Source organism: Kitasatospora sp. NPDC101801 (assembly GCF_044766665.1).
Lineage (GTDB): Bacteria > Actinomycetota > Actinomycetes > Streptomycetales > Streptomycetaceae > Kitasatospora.
This window is the reverse complement of record NZ_JBIWML010000023.1, coordinates 46,044-59,474: the sequence shown is the minus strand read 5'-3', so window position 1 is coordinate 59,474 and position 13,431 is coordinate 46,044. Positions and strand designations below refer to the sequence as shown.

17 protein-coding genes are annotated in these 13,431 nt (G+C 72.8%); 8 read left to right on the top strand and 9 right to left on the bottom strand.

Annotated features, from left to right (window positions below):
- Window positions 1-8 precede the first annotated feature (8 nt).
- Window positions 9-992 (bottom strand): hypothetical protein, encoded by a 984-nt coding sequence (locus ACIRPK_RS23460; protein WP_403041240.1) that lies wholly within the window; start codon window positions 990-992, stop codon window positions 9-11.
- Between the two features lie 142 nt (window positions 993-1,134).
- Window positions 1,135-1,608: a Dps family protein gene (locus tag ACIRPK_RS23455; RefSeq protein WP_403041239.1), complete on the bottom strand. Its 474-nt coding sequence runs from the start codon at window positions 1,606-1,608 to the stop codon at window positions 1,135-1,137.
- Between the two features lie 165 nt (window positions 1,609-1,773).
- On the opposite strand from ACIRPK_RS23455, the gene ACIRPK_RS23450 reads away from it, so the two are divergent.
- On the top strand, window positions 1,774-2,532 hold the full coding sequence (locus ACIRPK_RS23450) for a GNAT family N-acetyltransferase (protein WP_403041238.1): 759 nt from the start codon (window positions 1,774-1,776) through the stop codon (window positions 2,530-2,532).
- 96 nt (window positions 2,533-2,628) lie between these two features.
- On the opposite strand, the gene ACIRPK_RS23445 is transcribed toward ACIRPK_RS23450, so the two are convergent.
- The gene (locus ACIRPK_RS23445) at window positions 2,629-3,114 is read right to left on the bottom strand and encodes a peroxiredoxin (RefSeq protein WP_403041237.1); all 486 of its coding nucleotides are present in this window, start codon (window positions 3,112-3,114) and stop codon (window positions 2,629-2,631) included.
- A 91-nt stretch (window positions 3,115-3,205) separates the two neighbouring features.
- The gene (locus ACIRPK_RS23440; protein ID WP_403041236.1) at window positions 3,206-3,538 is read right to left on the bottom strand and encodes a YnfA family protein; all 333 of its coding nucleotides are present in this window, start codon (window positions 3,536-3,538) and stop codon (window positions 3,206-3,208) included.
- A gap of 258 nt (window positions 3,539-3,796) precedes the next feature.
- On the opposite strand from ACIRPK_RS23440, the gene ACIRPK_RS23435 reads away from it, so the two are divergent.
- Window positions 3,797-4,492, top strand: coding sequence for a GNAT family N-acetyltransferase (locus tag ACIRPK_RS23435; protein ID WP_403041235.1), 696 nt, complete (start codon window positions 3,797-3,799; stop codon window positions 4,490-4,492).
- Between the two features lie 7 nt (window positions 4,493-4,499).
- On the opposite strand, the gene ACIRPK_RS23430 is transcribed toward ACIRPK_RS23435, so the two are convergent.
- On the bottom strand, window positions 4,500-4,874 hold the full coding sequence (locus ACIRPK_RS23430; protein ID WP_403041234.1) for a GNAT family N-acetyltransferase: 375 nt from the start codon (window positions 4,872-4,874) through the stop codon (window positions 4,500-4,502).
- A gap of 267 nt (window positions 4,875-5,141) precedes the next feature.
- Window positions 5,142-6,353, bottom strand: coding sequence for a pyridoxal phosphate-dependent aminotransferase (locus ACIRPK_RS23425; RefSeq protein ID WP_403041233.1), 1,212 nt, complete (start codon window positions 6,351-6,353; stop codon window positions 5,142-5,144).
- A gap of 97 nt (window positions 6,354-6,450) precedes the next feature.
- Between ACIRPK_RS23425 and ACIRPK_RS23420 the strand changes: the two genes are divergently transcribed.
- Together ACIRPK_RS23420 and ACIRPK_RS23415 are read left to right on the top strand one after the other, a co-directional pair.
- A complete protein-coding gene (locus tag ACIRPK_RS23420; protein ID WP_403041232.1) occupies window positions 6,451-6,837 on the top strand; it encodes a winged helix-turn-helix transcriptional regulator in 387 nt (128 codons plus the stop codon).
- Between the two features lie 317 nt (window positions 6,838-7,154).
- Window positions 7,155-8,729 (top strand): S8 family peptidase, encoded by a 1,575-nt coding sequence (locus ACIRPK_RS23415; protein ID WP_403041231.1) that lies wholly within the window; start codon window positions 7,155-7,157, stop codon window positions 8,727-8,729.
- Window positions 8,730-8,789: 60 nt separating this feature from the next.
- On the opposite strand, the gene ACIRPK_RS23410 is transcribed toward ACIRPK_RS23415, so the two are convergent.
- The gene (locus tag ACIRPK_RS23410; RefSeq protein ID WP_403041230.1) at window positions 8,790-9,602 is read right to left on the bottom strand and encodes a GNAT family N-acetyltransferase; all 813 of its coding nucleotides are present in this window, start codon (window positions 9,600-9,602) and stop codon (window positions 8,790-8,792) included.
- A gap of 94 nt (window positions 9,603-9,696) precedes the next feature.
- Between ACIRPK_RS23410 and ACIRPK_RS23405 the strand changes: the two genes are divergently transcribed.
- The gene (locus ACIRPK_RS23405) at window positions 9,697-10,482 is read left to right on the top strand and encodes an SGNH/GDSL hydrolase family protein (protein WP_403041229.1); all 786 of its coding nucleotides are present in this window, start codon (window positions 9,697-9,699) and stop codon (window positions 10,480-10,482) included.
- A 22-nt stretch (window positions 10,483-10,504) separates the two neighbouring features.
- Here the strand turns inward: ACIRPK_RS23405 and ACIRPK_RS23400 are convergent, their stop codons facing one another.
- Window positions 10,505-10,879 carry a cupin domain-containing protein gene (locus tag ACIRPK_RS23400; RefSeq protein ID WP_403041228.1) on the bottom strand — a complete coding sequence of 125 codons (375 nt, stop codon included), beginning with the start codon at window positions 10,877-10,879 and terminating at the stop codon, window positions 10,505-10,507.
- A 99-nt stretch (window positions 10,880-10,978) separates the two neighbouring features.
- Between ACIRPK_RS23400 and ACIRPK_RS23395 the strand changes: the two genes are divergently transcribed.
- The 3 genes from ACIRPK_RS23395 (at window position 10,979) to ACIRPK_RS23385 (ending at window position 12,702) form a co-directional block, all read left to right on the top strand.
- Window positions 10,979-11,431, top strand: coding sequence for a MarR family winged helix-turn-helix transcriptional regulator (locus ACIRPK_RS23395; protein ID WP_403041227.1), 453 nt, complete (start codon window positions 10,979-10,981; stop codon window positions 11,429-11,431).
- 153 nt (window positions 11,432-11,584) lie between these two features.
- Window positions 11,585-11,935, top strand: coding sequence for a VOC family protein (locus tag ACIRPK_RS23390; RefSeq protein ID WP_403041226.1), 351 nt, complete (start codon window positions 11,585-11,587; stop codon window positions 11,933-11,935).
- Window positions 11,936-12,051: 116 nt separating this feature from the next.
- On the top strand, window positions 12,052-12,702 hold the full coding sequence (locus ACIRPK_RS23385; protein ID WP_403041225.1) for a hypothetical protein: 651 nt from the start codon (window positions 12,052-12,054) through the stop codon (window positions 12,700-12,702).
- On the opposite strand, the gene ACIRPK_RS23380 is transcribed toward ACIRPK_RS23385, so the two are convergent.
- Window positions 12,671-13,333, bottom strand: coding sequence for an HAD family hydrolase (locus ACIRPK_RS23380; RefSeq protein ID WP_403041224.1), 663 nt, complete (start codon window positions 13,331-13,333; stop codon window positions 12,671-12,673). The two genes, ACIRPK_RS23385 and ACIRPK_RS23380, sit on opposite strands and share 32 nt — an antisense overlap.
- Between the last annotated feature and the right edge of the window lie 98 nt (window positions 13,334-13,431).

The window sequence follows — 13,431 nt, the reverse complement described above, 5'->3', positions numbered from 1 at the left end:
CGGGCGGGTCAGTAACCCCGGGCGCTCTTGCCGGGGTTGGCCTGCTGGACCTTGGCGGCCAGGTCGTGGCCGTCCCGGGAGACGTTGTACCGGTCCATCATGTAGTTCATCGAGGCCGCGCAGCTGGCGACCGGGTCGTAGATGTTGGTCGAGGTGCCCTGCTGGTGGTAGGCGGCGAAGGTGCTCGGGATGCACTGCCAGGGGCCGCGCGAGGAGTTCGCCGGGAAGCCGTCGGACTGCTTCGGGCCGGTGGCGTTGCTGTCCCAGCCGTTGGCCAGCGGGAGGGAGTTGAAGGAGGACTCGCGACCGGCCATGGTGAGCAGGCCCTTGGTCCACTGTTCGCGGGCGGCCGGGTCGGTGATGCCCATCAGGTCCAGGGTCTGGCTGATGTAGTCCCGGACGGCGGCCTCGCCGCTCTTCCAGGAGCCACGGCCGCCGTACTCGACGTCCTTGACCCCGATCTTGCCCTCGTGCGACGGCTTGGCGTCCGGGTCGCCGCCCTTGTCGCCTTGGTCACCGGAGTCGTTGCCGCCCTGGTCGCCGCCGCTGCCGTGACCGTTGCCCTTACCGTGGCCGCGGCCGTCGTCGTTGCCGACCGGCTTGGGCTTGTCGGGCTGCTGGCGGTCCTTGTCCTGGTTCCGCTGATCCTCCTCGATCTTGCGGTCCGCCTCCTGGTACGCCTTGATCACCGACTGGAGCTTCTGGACGTCCTCGGCGATCGCCCGGGTGAGCTTCTCCTTGGTCTGCTGGAGCTTCTCGGCCCGCTCGTTGATCTCCGCGACCTCGCCGGCCACCTGGCCTGCCACCGCCGCGAAGCCGACGATCCCGGCGAACGGCGCGGCCATCAGGTCGGTGGCGACCGCCTTGGCCACCGTGCTCTTGATCTGGCCGAGCTTGGCGCTCATCTCGGCCATCCGCTCGCTCATCTGCTGCCAGTCCCGCTGGATCTCGGCCAGCTCGCCCAACGAGACCCCGAACCTGTCACCGCTCATACGCCGCTGCCCCCTGCTCCCGGTCCGCCTGCGAACCTTCGCCCGCACCCCGTGTGTTGACGTTCGGTCAATCATCCTGCCATGGCACGGCCGCCCACCGAAGAGCACGGTGGGCGGCCGGGGGCTGCGGTGACCGGACGGGTCAGGCGGAGTTCTCCGCCTGGGCCATCCAGGAGTACTTCTCCAGGTCAGCGGTGAGGCCGATCAGGATGTCCTGGCTGACCGGGTCGGCGTCGGCGGTGGCGTCGATCCGGCCGCGCATCCGGGTGATCACGGCGGCCAGTGCCTCGACCAGGGTGCCGACGGCGGCCGAGTCGACCACCTGGCCCTCCGGGGAGGTGGAGATGCCGCTGGTGTCGGCGACGGTCTTCGCCCGGCCGTCCGGCGAGATGCCGATCGCGGCGGCCCGCTCGGCGACGGTGTCGGCGTGCAGCCGGGCCAGCGCCACCACCTCGTCCAGCTGGAGGTGGACCGAGCGGAACCTCGGCCCGACCACGTTCCAGTGCAACTGCTTGGCCACCAGCGAGAGGTCGACCAGGTCGACCAGCGCGCCCTGCAATGCCTCGCCGACGACCTTGCGGTCGGCGTCCGGCAGCGGGCTCTTGATTCCGTACATCGGTTGCCTCCGGTACTGGGCTCGACTCCGCTGGCCAGCATGCCACAAGAACCGGACAAGTCGGTCATTTCTCCGCTGTGGTGGCGAATCGGCCTGCCCCGCCGGGTGCGGGCGGCCGGGCGCGATTCCCTTCGGCCGCCGTCCGCCCTGCCCTACCATCGGCGGATGCCGACCAGTGAGCTGCTGCGCGCCAACGCCTTCCGGACCGCCTTCGCCCGCCGGCAGGCCACCGAGGTCCGGGAGCTGCCCGGGGGCTTCCTCGCGCTGCACGAGGCGTACCCGCTGTCCTACGAGCACAACCAGCTGCACATCGAGGGCCCGGCCCGGCCGACCGAGCTGCTCGCGCTGGCGGACCGGGCGCTGGCCCACGCGGGGCACCGCCAACTGACGGTCTACGACGCGGAGTCGGGCGCCGCCTGCGTGGCGCTCTTCGAGGCGGCGGGGTACCGGCACATGACCGAGGTGGTGCTCGCCCACCGGGGCCCGACCCCGGCCCCCGCGGTGCCCGCCGAACCGGTGGACGTCCCCGACCTGGCCGTCCCGTACCGGGCCCGACTGCGGGACTGGATGCCGGAGGTCTCCGAGGACACCGTCGAGCAGCTGATCGCCCGTCGGGCGGCCCGCCGCAACGGTGCGCCGGAGGTGCTCTTCCTGGGCGCCCGCGGCGCCGACGGCCGGGTCGCCGCCTGGGCCGACCTCTACCGCGACCCCGGCACCGGCATCGCCCAGATCGAGGACCTGGTCACCGCCCTGGACCGGACCGCCCGGGGCCACGGCGACACCGTCCTCGCCACCGCCCTGCACCTGGCCGCCGACCAGCCGCTCCGCTTCCTGGTCGCCGACGCCGACGACTGGCCCCGGCACTGGTACACCCGCCGCGGCTTCACCCCACTCGGCGAGTGCCACTCCTTCACCCGGGCCTGACCTCGGCCGCAGAGCCACCTCTCCACCTCGGTAGGGGCGGCGCCGGTCGGGTCCGTGCTGCCGACGGAGTTCCTCAAGAACTACGTGCGCGGAGGCTCAGCCCCCGGTGAGGGTGGCGAGCTGGGTGGCCAGGGTGTCGGTGTGCTGGAAGGTCAGCCCGGCCAGGGCGATGTGACGCCAGGTCACCGTGCCGCCGCCGTCCAGGATGAAGACCGAGCGGCGCAGGCCGAGGCCGGGGACACTGATGCCGTAGGCCCGGGCGACGGCGCGGTCGGGGTCGGCGAGCAGCGGGAAGGCCAGGCGGTGCTTGCGGGCGAAGCGTTCGTGGCTGTCCAGGTCCTGGGGGCTGACGCCCCAGACGGTGGCGCCGAGGTTCTTGAAGCGGTCCAGGTCGGAGGTGTACTCGCAGAGCTGCTTGGTGCAGACCGGGGTGTCGTCGCCGGGGTAGAAGACCAGCACCAGCGGGCGGCCCTTGGCCTCCTCCAACCGGTACTCGCGCCGCTCGGCGATGTCCTCGGCCAGCAGCAGGCCGGGCAGGGTGAACGACGGAGCGGACGCTCCGACCTCGGGCGGCTTGGCCATGGACTTCCCTCCAGGACGGCTCCGGTACTCGAGCGGTACCCCCGGCACTGTACTTGCTCCCGGTGGCCGTGCCGAGGACGCCCACGGGGCGTCAGCGGCGGGGGCCGTACATGATGACCGCGACGCCCGCCAGACAGATCACGGCGCCGAGGACGTCGGACCGGGTCGGGCGGAAGCCGTCGACGGCCATGCCCCAGAGCAGCGAACCGGCCACGAAGACCCCGCCGTAGGCGGCGAGCACCCGGCCGAAGTTCGAGTCGGGCTGGAGGGCGGCGAAGAAGCCGTAGCCGCCGAGGACGAGGATGCCGAGGCCGGCCAGCCACCACGGGCGGGATTCGCGGACGCTCTGCCAGATCAGCCAGCAGCCGCCGATCTCGGCGACGGCGGCGACGGCGAACAGGGCGACGGAGCGGAGCACGGTCATGGCGGCGAGCCTAGACCGACCGGCCCATGGTGGGCGGCGTCGCGTCGCCGGGGCCCGCACCTCGCCGGCGTCTCGTCGGTCACCGATGCTCCGCAGGGACTCCCTCCTCGGCACCGCCGAGCCACGTACCCCACCACCGCTCCTTCATCCACCCACCACGGGCCGGTCGGTCTGAGACCGACCGGGCCGCCCCGGACGCTCTGGTTACGATGAACCGGGCCGTGCCGAGGGGGCGCGGGAGATCGGAACGGGAACCTGATGGCCGAGTCGCACCCGTTGGACAACCCGGTCGTGGCGTCACTGGCCGGGCCGCACGCCCGGTTCGCCGAGTGGCGGGGGCGGTCGGTGCGGTACCCCGCCGACATGACGCCCTTCCACGGACTGCCGGACCGCCCGGTGGCGGCGGACTGGGCGGAGCTGGCCGAACTGGCCGGCCCCGGGGCGGTGGTGCTGCTAGCGATCGACGCGGCGGTCGTCCCGCCCGCCGACTGGGAGGTGCCGTTCCGGATCGAGGGCGTGCAGTTGGTCGGCGAGCAGGTGCTCGGCAAGGCGGATCCTGAGGCGGTGCGGCTCGGGCCCGCCGACGTGCCGGAGATGCTCGCGCTGGTCGAACGGACCAGGCCGGGGCCGTTCCTGAGTCGGACCGTCGAGATGGGCGGCTACCTGGGCATCCGCCGGGACGGTGCACTGATCGCGATGGCGGGCGAGCGGATGCACCCGCCCGGCCACACCGAGATCAGCGCGGTCTGCACCGACCCCGCGCACCGTGGCGAGGGGCTGGCCTCCCGGCTGCTGCTGGCGGTGGCGGCGGGCGTCCGGGAGCGCGGCGAGACCCCGTTCCTGCACGCGGCGGGCGACAACACCGACGCGATCCGGCTGTACGGGGCGCTGGGCTTCCGGCTCCGGCGCCCGATCACCTTCACGGGCGTCCGGACACCGGGCCGGGCCGGGTGACGGTCCCTCAGCGGTCGCCCTGGACCAGGGCGTGCAGGTGCATGTCGTGCCAGCCGTCGGCGTGCAGCTGGGAGCTGCGCAGGGTGCCCTCGAGTCGGTAGCCGGCCTTCTCGGCCACCCGGCAGGAGGCCGGATTGGCCACCGAGTGGCGCAGCCCCAGCCGATGCAGGCCGAGGTCGTCCAGCGCCCACCGGCTGATCCGCTCGGTGGCGGCCACGGCCACCCCGCCGCCCCGGGCGGGCGGCAGCAGCCAGTACAGGATCTCGGCACTGCCGCCCTGGAGGTCGACCTCGTTCCAGCCGGCCAGGCCGATGGCCGGGCCGCCGTCGGTACGGGCGACCGCCCAGATCGCGCCCTGCTCGGCGCGCCAGCGCTCGTGCATCCGGGCGATCCGGCCGCGTGCTCCTCGGCCGTGCCCAGCGCGAACAGGCTCCACTGCCGGATCGCCGGGTCGAGGCTCGCGGCCAGCAGGCTCTCCGCGTCCTCCGGCCGCCAGGGCCGGAGCTCCAGTCCGCCGGGCAGGTCGAGCACGGGCTGTGCGCGCTCGGCCATCCGGCCGGCGGGGACGACGGGGGGCGGGGGCCAGACGGTGGTCATCGCGGCATCGTGCCAGAAGGACCCGCCGCCCCGCCAGCGATCTTCACCGGGGTCACTGCCGGTAGGTGGTGAGGAAGCGTCCGATCCGGCTGATCGCGGTCTCCAGGTCGTCGGCCCGGGGCAGGGTGACGAAGCGGAAGTGGTCCGGGCGCGGCCAGTTGAAGCCGGTGCCCTGGACGATGTGGATCTTCTCGCGGAGCAGCAGGTCGAGCACGAAGCGCTCGTCGTCGACGATCCGGTGCACGGCCGGGTCGAGCTTGGCGAACGCGTACAGCGCCCCCTTGGGCTTGACGCAGCTCACGCCGGGGAGCTCGTTCAGCGCCCGCCAGGTGACGTCGCGCTGTTCGGTGAGCCGGCCGTTCGGCAGGGTGAGGTCCTGGATCGACTGGTGCCCGCCGAGTGCGGCCTGCACGGCGTACTGGGCCGGGACGTTGGGGCACAGGCGCATGCCCGCGAGCATGGTGAGCCCCTCCAGGTAGTCCTTGGCGTGCTGCTTGGGTCCTGAGACCACCAGCCAGCCGCTCCGGAAGCCCGCCACCCGGTACGCCTTGGAGAGGCCGTTGAAGGTGAGGGTGATGACGTCGTCGGCGAGCGCGGCGAGGCAGTGGTGCTCCACGTCGTCGTACAGGATCTTGTCGTAGATCTCGTCGGCGAGCACCATCAGGCCGTGCCGACGGGCGAGTTCGAGGATGCCGAGCAGCAGTTCCTTCGGGTAGACCGCGCCGGTGGGGTTGTTCGGGTTGATCACCACGATGGCCTTGGTGCGGTGGTTGATCTTGGAGGCGATGTCGTCGAGGTCGGGGTACCACTCCGCCTCCTCGTCGCACAGGTAGTGCACCGCCTTGCCGCCGGCCAGCCGGACCACCGCCGTCCAGAGCGGGAAGTCCGGCGCCGGGACCAAGACCTCGTCGCCGTCGTCGACCAGTGCCTGGACCGCCATCTGGATCAGCTCGGAGGCGCCGTTGCCCAGGTAGACGTCATTGACCGTCACCCCGCTGACGCCGCGCTGCTGGTAGTACTGCACCACCGCGCGGCGGGCGGGCAGGATGCCGCGCGAGTCGCTGTAGCCGTGCGCGTTGGGGAGGTTGCGGATGATGTCCTGGAGGATCTCCTCCGGCGCCTCGAAGCCGAACGGGGCCGGGTTGCCGGTGTTCAGCCGCAGCACGCTGTGCCCGGCCTCCTCGAGCGCGTTGGCCTGCTCGACCACCGGGCCGCGGATCTCGTAACACACGCCCGCCAGCTTGCTGGACTGCCGAAACTCCACTGCGGCCTCCCGACCGTCGCACCGCGCCATCATTCGGTTGCTTTGTTCTACCAAGTAACCACTTGGAAAGTCCAACCTTTTGGCTATGCTGATCCACATGCCACGCCGAAGCTACGACCAGTACTGCGCCGTCGCCCGCGCCCTGGACGCGGTGGGGGAGCGCTGGAGCCTCCTGATCGTCCGTGAACTCCTGGACGGACCGCGCCGCTACACCGACCTGCACGCCGATCTGCCGGGCGTGTCGACCGACATCCTGGCCACCCGGCTCAAGCAGCTGGAGGGCGAGGGCGTGGTGGTGCGCCGCAAGCTGGAGCGCCCCGCCAATGCGGTGGTCTACCAGCTCACCGAGCACGGTCTGATGCTGCGCCGGGTGGTCGCCGCGCTGGGCGACTGGGGGCTGGGCGTGCTGGGTGAGCAGCGCCCGACCGACGCGGTCCGCGAGCACTGGGTGACCGGCGATCCGGCCGGGGCCGTCGAGGGCTGAAACCGGCGGCGGCCGATCGGCCGTCCGGGTCGCCGTCGGCCCGTGACGGACCGTCATCGCCGGTGTGGACGGCGGCTGAACGCCGGTCGAATGTGTCCTGCACGTGACAATCCGGCCCGGCTCTTGTGTGCCCGGTCGCCGATGCGCGAACCTTTCGCTGGCGGCCGGACACCAGTCGCGGCCCGATCCGTCTTCTCTGTTGTCATGGGCATGCCCATTTGGCCTGTCCACTGCGCCGCCCTGCCCTGACCGGCCCCAAGTGCCGGGTCCCGTCGGGCAGTCGAGCACGTACGCCCCCACCTAGGAGGAATCCCCCGATGGCAGTGATACGTCCCTCCCGGCGCGGCTTCGTCGCCGCCACGGCGGCCACCGCGGCCGTGCTCGCCCTCGGTGTCGGCTCGGCACTGCCGGCGGCGGCCTCGGCCGGAGCCGAAGGTGTGATCGCCAACGCCGGTGCTCCGGGCACCGTCCCCGGCAGCTATGTCGTGGTACTCAACCAGGGCTTCGTGGCAGCGAGTTCGGACCAGGGGAAGGCGCTGGCCGGGAAGTACGGCGGCACCGTCACCCGGACCTACTCGGCCGCGCTGAACGGCTTCGCCGCCCGGCTCTCCGAGGCGCAGGCCAAGCGGCTGGCCGCCGACCCGGCGGTCGCCGTGGTCAGCCAGAACCGCACCTTCCACGCCGACACCACCCAGCCGAACCCGCCGTCCTGGGGGCTGGACCGGATCGACCAGAAGTCCCTTCCGCTGAACAGCAGTTACAGCTACCCCGACACCGCGGGCGAGGGCGTCACCGCCTACATCATCGACACCGGGGTGCGGATCAGCCACGGCGAGTTCGGCGGCCGGGCCAGCAACGGTTACGACGCCATCGACAACGACAACGTCGCCCAGGACGGCAACGGCCACGGCACCCATGTGGCCGGTACGGTCGCGGGCAGCTCGTACGGGGTGGCCAAGAAGGCGAAGATCGTCGCCGTCCGGGTGCTCGACAACTCCGGCTCCGGCACCACCGAGCAGGTGGTCGCGGGCATCGACTGGGTGACCGCCCACGCGGTCAAGCCGGCCGTCGCCAACCTGAGCCTCGGCGGCGGGGTGGACGACGTGCTGGACGCGGCCGTCCGCCGCTCGATCGCCTCCGGCGTCACGTACGGGATCGCGGCGGGCAACGACAACCAGAACGCGAGCACGCACTCCCCGGCCCGGGTCGCCGAGGCGATCACGGTCGGGTCGACCACCAACACCGACGCGCGGTCCAGCTTCTCCAACTACGGCAGCCTGGTGGACGTCTTCGCGCCCGGCTCCGGCATCAAGTCGTCCTGGAACACCAACGACACCGCCACCAACACCATCTCCGGCACCTCGATGGCCACCCCGCACGTGGTCGGCGCGGCCGCCCTCTGGCTGGCCGACCACCGCACCGACACCCCGGCCCAGGTGGCCACCGCGCTGGTCGCCAACGCCACCAGCGGCGTGGTGACCAACCCGGGCACCGGCTCGCCGAACAAGCTGCTCAACGTCGGCGCCGGCAGCACCACCCCGCCCACCGGGCCGAAGTTCGAGAACGCCGCCGACTACGCGATCGCCGACAACAGCACCGTCGAGTCGCCGGTCACCGTCAGCGGGGTGACCGGCAACGCCCCGGCCGCGCTGAGCGTCGAGGTGGACATCAAGCACACCTACCAGGGCGACCTGAAGGTGGACCTGGTCGCGCCCGACGGCTCGACCTACCCGATCAAGAACTACGGGGACGGCGGCAGCGCCGACAACGTGATCGGGACCTTCACCGTGAACGCCTCCGCCGAGGTGGCCAACGGCGTCTGGAAGCTGCGGGTCAGCGACAACGCCGCCGCCGACACCGGCAGGATCGACCGCTGGGCGCTGCAGTTCTGACGCCTGCTCGGCAGTGAGCCGGGGCCGCGCCGTCGAGGTGCGGTCCCGGCTCACTGCCGCTCACGCGGCGGGCTCGGCGATCAGCGCGGTGCCGACCGGCCGGAAGCCGAGCCTGGCGTAGATCCGGGCCACGTCGTCGTCACCCGCCGAGAGGAAGACCGTCTCCACCCCGCGCGCCCGGGCGTCCGCGACCAGGGCGGCGGTGACCGCGTACCCGACACCCTGGCGGCGGGCCGACGGGAGGGTGCCGATACCGACCAACTCGCTGACCGGGCCGACCGGTTGGTGCTGACCGCCGCCCAGGGCGGTGCCGTCCGGGCCGAATGCGGCGGCCACCACGGTCAGGCCGTCCCGGATCCGTCCGGCGGTCCGGGCCGCGGTGCCGTCGGCGGTCAACTGGGCGGTCAGGGCAGCGAGCTCGTCCGGTCCTGCGGTGCCGATCGCGGTGCCGGGCTCGCCGAAGGAGAGATAGGCCACCGCCAGCGCCTCGGCCAGCGCCGGGTCGTCGGCACCGACCACCCGGGCGGCGGCCGAGGGGGTGGCGACGGCCGGCGCGGTCGGATCGAGCACCATCAGCGGGTGCTCGTGCACGTGGAGCCCGGAGCCCTCGACGGCGGCCCGCAGTGCGGGGCTGGTCTCGGCGACCCACTCGAAGCTCTCCGGCACGCCGAGCTCGCGCTGCCGGGCCCGGACCCGGTCCACGTCCGCGACCGTCACGGCCGCCCCGGTCCAGTCGAGGGCGGGCCGGCCGTAGTAGGGCCAGCCCTCGCCCTCCCGGACGAAGAGCGAGAGCGGCCCGAAGCCCTCGGCTCGGGCGGCGGCGCGGGGCACGGTGTCGTAGTACCGCTCGATGCGGTCGAGGAGATCGGTCACGCGCGCATGCAACCAGCACCCCGGGTGATCCGCCACCCGATATTCCGGACCGCCACCCACCCGCCGGTAACCCGGCGCGTACGATCGTTCCCCTATGGACACCACCACCACGTACCGCAGCTATGTCGCCGTCGGGGACTCCTTCACCGAGGGCATGTGCGACGAGCTGCTGCCCGACGGGCAGTTCCTCGGCTGGGCCGACCGGGTCGCCCGGGCGCTGGCCGCCGAGCAGGGGCCAGGCTTCCGCTACGCCAACCTGGCGGTGCGCGGCAAGCTGATCGGCCAGATCCACGACGAGCAGCTGGAGGCCGCCGTCGCGATGGGCGCCGAGCTGGTCACCCTGGCCGGCGGGCTGAACGACGTGCTGCGGCCGGGCTGCGACGTGGCCCGGGTGGAGGACCTGCTCGGCCGGTCGGCCGAGCGCCTGCTCGCGGGCGGCGGCACCGTGGTGATGTTCACCAGCACCGACCCGACCAGGCGGCTCGGCGGCAGCGCCCGACTGCTGGCCCCGATCCTGCAGATGAAGGCGTTCGTGGAGGGGCTGGCCAGGACCCACCCCAACCTGGTGGTGGTGGACCTCTTCTCCGCCCCCTGCTTCGACGACCGCCGGCTCTGGGACGAGGACCGGCTGCACCTCTCGCCGGAGGGTCACCGCCGGGTGGCCGTCGCCGTGCTGGAGGCGCTCGGCCGCCCCGCCCCGTTCGACTGGCGGGCGCCGCTGCCGCCCGCCGCGCCGCGCGGCCGGAGCGCGAAACTGCGCGCCGACCTGCGCTGGCTGCGGATGCACCTGGGCCCCTGGATCGGGCGCCGCCTCACCGGCCGGTCCTCCGGCGACGGGCGGGCGCCGAAGCGGGCCGAGCTGCTCCCGTACGAGGGCTGACGGCCCGTCCGACGATGACCGGTCAGTTGGCCCACGGCGGGGCGAGCACCGTGCCGTCGGCCAGGGTGGCGCTGAGGCCGACGCTGGTGGTCACCCAGGCGGTGGCGGCCGACTCGCCGGGGTTGTCGAGGCAGAAGCTGGACCCGGCCGGGACGATCACGGTGTCGCCGGGGGCCAGCGTGCTCCGCTCGCCGTCCAGTACGACGTCGGGCGCGCCCGCGAGCAGGTGGACGATCTCCTCGTGGCTGACGATGTGTGCGGTGCCCCGGGTCCCGGCCGGGACGTCCAGCCGCCAGGCGCAGAGCTCGGCGCTGCCGGTACGGGGGTTGGCGTGGGGGGTGAACCGGGCGCCGTGGATCTCGTGCACGGTGGTCCGGGCGCTGCGGATGACGGGCATACGTCCCTGCTCTCAATAGACAAGCTGCTTGTCTATATGGTCAAGCTACTTGACCATTCCGTCAAGGGAACGACATGAATGAGTGGCACAATCTCGCGCATGAGCGAGCCCGACCCCATCGCCCTGAGCATCCCTCCGCTGCTGATCGCGCTGACCGCCGAGGTGGTCCACGAGATCGACGCGGGCGTTCGCCGGCGCGGTTACGACGATCTGCGCCCGGCCCACGGCTTCGCCTTCGCCCGGCTGGCGCCCGGCGGTGCCACCGTCAACGAGCTGGCCGAACACCTCGGCGTCAGCAAGCAGGCCGCCAGCCAGATGGTGGAGGAACTGGTCCGCAAGGGCTACGTCGAACGCCGTCCGCACCCCACCGACGCACGCGCCAAACTGATCGAACTGACCGGTCGCGGCTGGGAGTGCACCCGCGCCGCCGACGCGGCCGCGGCCGAGGCGGTGGTCCCCTGGGCCGCCGTGCTGGGGCCCGACCGGCTCCGTCAACTCCACGACGACCTGGCCCGGTTGGCCCCCTCTGGCCGGTTGCGGCCGGTGTGGTGACAGACCGGCGGAGTACGGATCGAAGCTGGTTGGTACACCCGGCGCACGCCGGACCGCCGGGTCGCACTCCGCGTCCTGACTCCTGATCAAGGCCGGGGTGACGCTCCGGCGGTTCGCGCGGGCGGTCGGCGGCGCGACTTCTACCATCGGGTCATGTTCAGTGGCGCACACGTGATTCTGCACAGCTCGGACGCCGAGGCCGACCGGGCGTTCGTCCGTGACGTGCTCGGCTTCGCGCACGTCGACGCCGGCCGTGGGTGGCTGATCTTCAAGCTGCCGCCGGCCGAGCTGGCCTTCCATCCGACCGAAGCCCCGCCGCACAGCGAGTGCTACCTGATGTGCGACGACCTGGACGCCGTGCTCGCCCGGCTGGCCGGGCACGGCGTCCAGCCGGTCGCACCGCCGACCCGGCAGAGCTGGGGCACGGTCACCGCGATCCCGCTGCCGAGCGGTTTCGAGCTGCCGCTCTACCAGCCCACCCACCCGGTCGCGCACGGGCTCTGAGCCCGCTCCGGCCGGGGCCGGGCACCCGGCCGCCGACACCTCGTCAGAGTTGCTATCGTGCCCGGTGATCCAACGCCGCGCGAGCCCGGTCGCGGCCCAGAACATCGGGGGACTCGATGGACAACCAGCCACCTTCCTTCGGCGGCCCGACCCCTCCCGGGGTGCCGGCGCCGACGGAGGCCCACCGGCGGTCGCCGGTGATGGTCTGGGGTGTGGTGGCGGCCGTGGTGAGCGCGGCGGCCGGCGTGGCCAGTGCCGTCGCGGCCTTCACCGGCGGCAGCCCGCACCCGTCCGCCGCGCCGGCCACCTCGGTGGTCGCGCCCGCACCGGCGCCCGACCCGGCCACTGCGGCGACCGCCACGGCGAAGCCCGCTCCGACGCCGGCCGCCGGGGTGTCCGTGCGCTGGACCGGGAAGGTGGTGCTGGGCATGGAGGGCATCGACCTGGCCCAGGTGCCGCCGGCCAAGGGCGACTCGCTGCCGTTCTTCCAGCCGGCCGCACAGCGCAGCGGCAGCAGCGGCATGGCGGTCAGGGGCCCCTCCGCCCTCTGGACCGAGGCCGGCGAGCCGACCGCCCAGGGCTGCCGCGACCTGCTGCTGACCCAGCAGCACAAGGAGGTGGACGTGGTGGCGGGCGACCGGGTCTGCGTGGTCGACGAGTCCTCGCCGATCGGCCTGCTCAAGGTCACCAAGACCCACTACTCCCAGGGCAGTTACGGTGAGCTGGACGTCGAGGTCACGATCTGGGACCTGCGTCTGAAGGGCTGACCCCGAGCACCGGGGACAGCGCGGCGCGCAGATCGGCCGGGCTGCGGAAGTGCACACCCGTCATGCCCAACTGCTCGGCCGCCCGGACGTTCTCCGGCCGGTCGTCGACGAAGAGGCAGCGCTCGGGTACGACGCCGGCCCGGTCGGCGGCGACCCGGTAGATGCGGTGGTCCGGCTTCGCGGCGCCCACCAGCGCGCTGTTGACCGCGCCCGCCGCGAGGTCGGCGAGGCCGAGCCGGGCCAGGTCCTCGGCCAGCCACGGGGTCGCGTTGGTGACCAGCAGGACGGGGCAGTGCTGTCGGGTCCGGCGCAGCAGGTCGACCACCTCCCGGTCCGCCCGGACCGGGCTGCCGGTGAAGGCGGCGGCGAGTGCGCGGGCCTCGTCGGTCCGGACCCGGCCGGCCAGCCCGGCGGCGATCGAGTCCTCCCACTGCTGCCTGGTGAGCTGTCCGAGGATCAGCGGCTGAGCGGTGTCCGGGCCGAAGGCCACCAGCGCGGTGCTGCCCCGGGACAGGCCGGCCGCCTTTTCCAGCTCGGCCAGTTCGGTGTGGTCGAAGAAGCGGATCACACCGTCGAGGTCGCACAGGACGGCGTCGAAGGCGGAGCTGCGGGGGGCGGGAATCGGGATCATCCCGTCTGGATATCACCCGGTACCCCGAGGGTGCCACCGCATGGGGACGGCTGCCGCTCCGGAGTGCTGCCTGGCGTCGGCACGACGACGAGGCGACG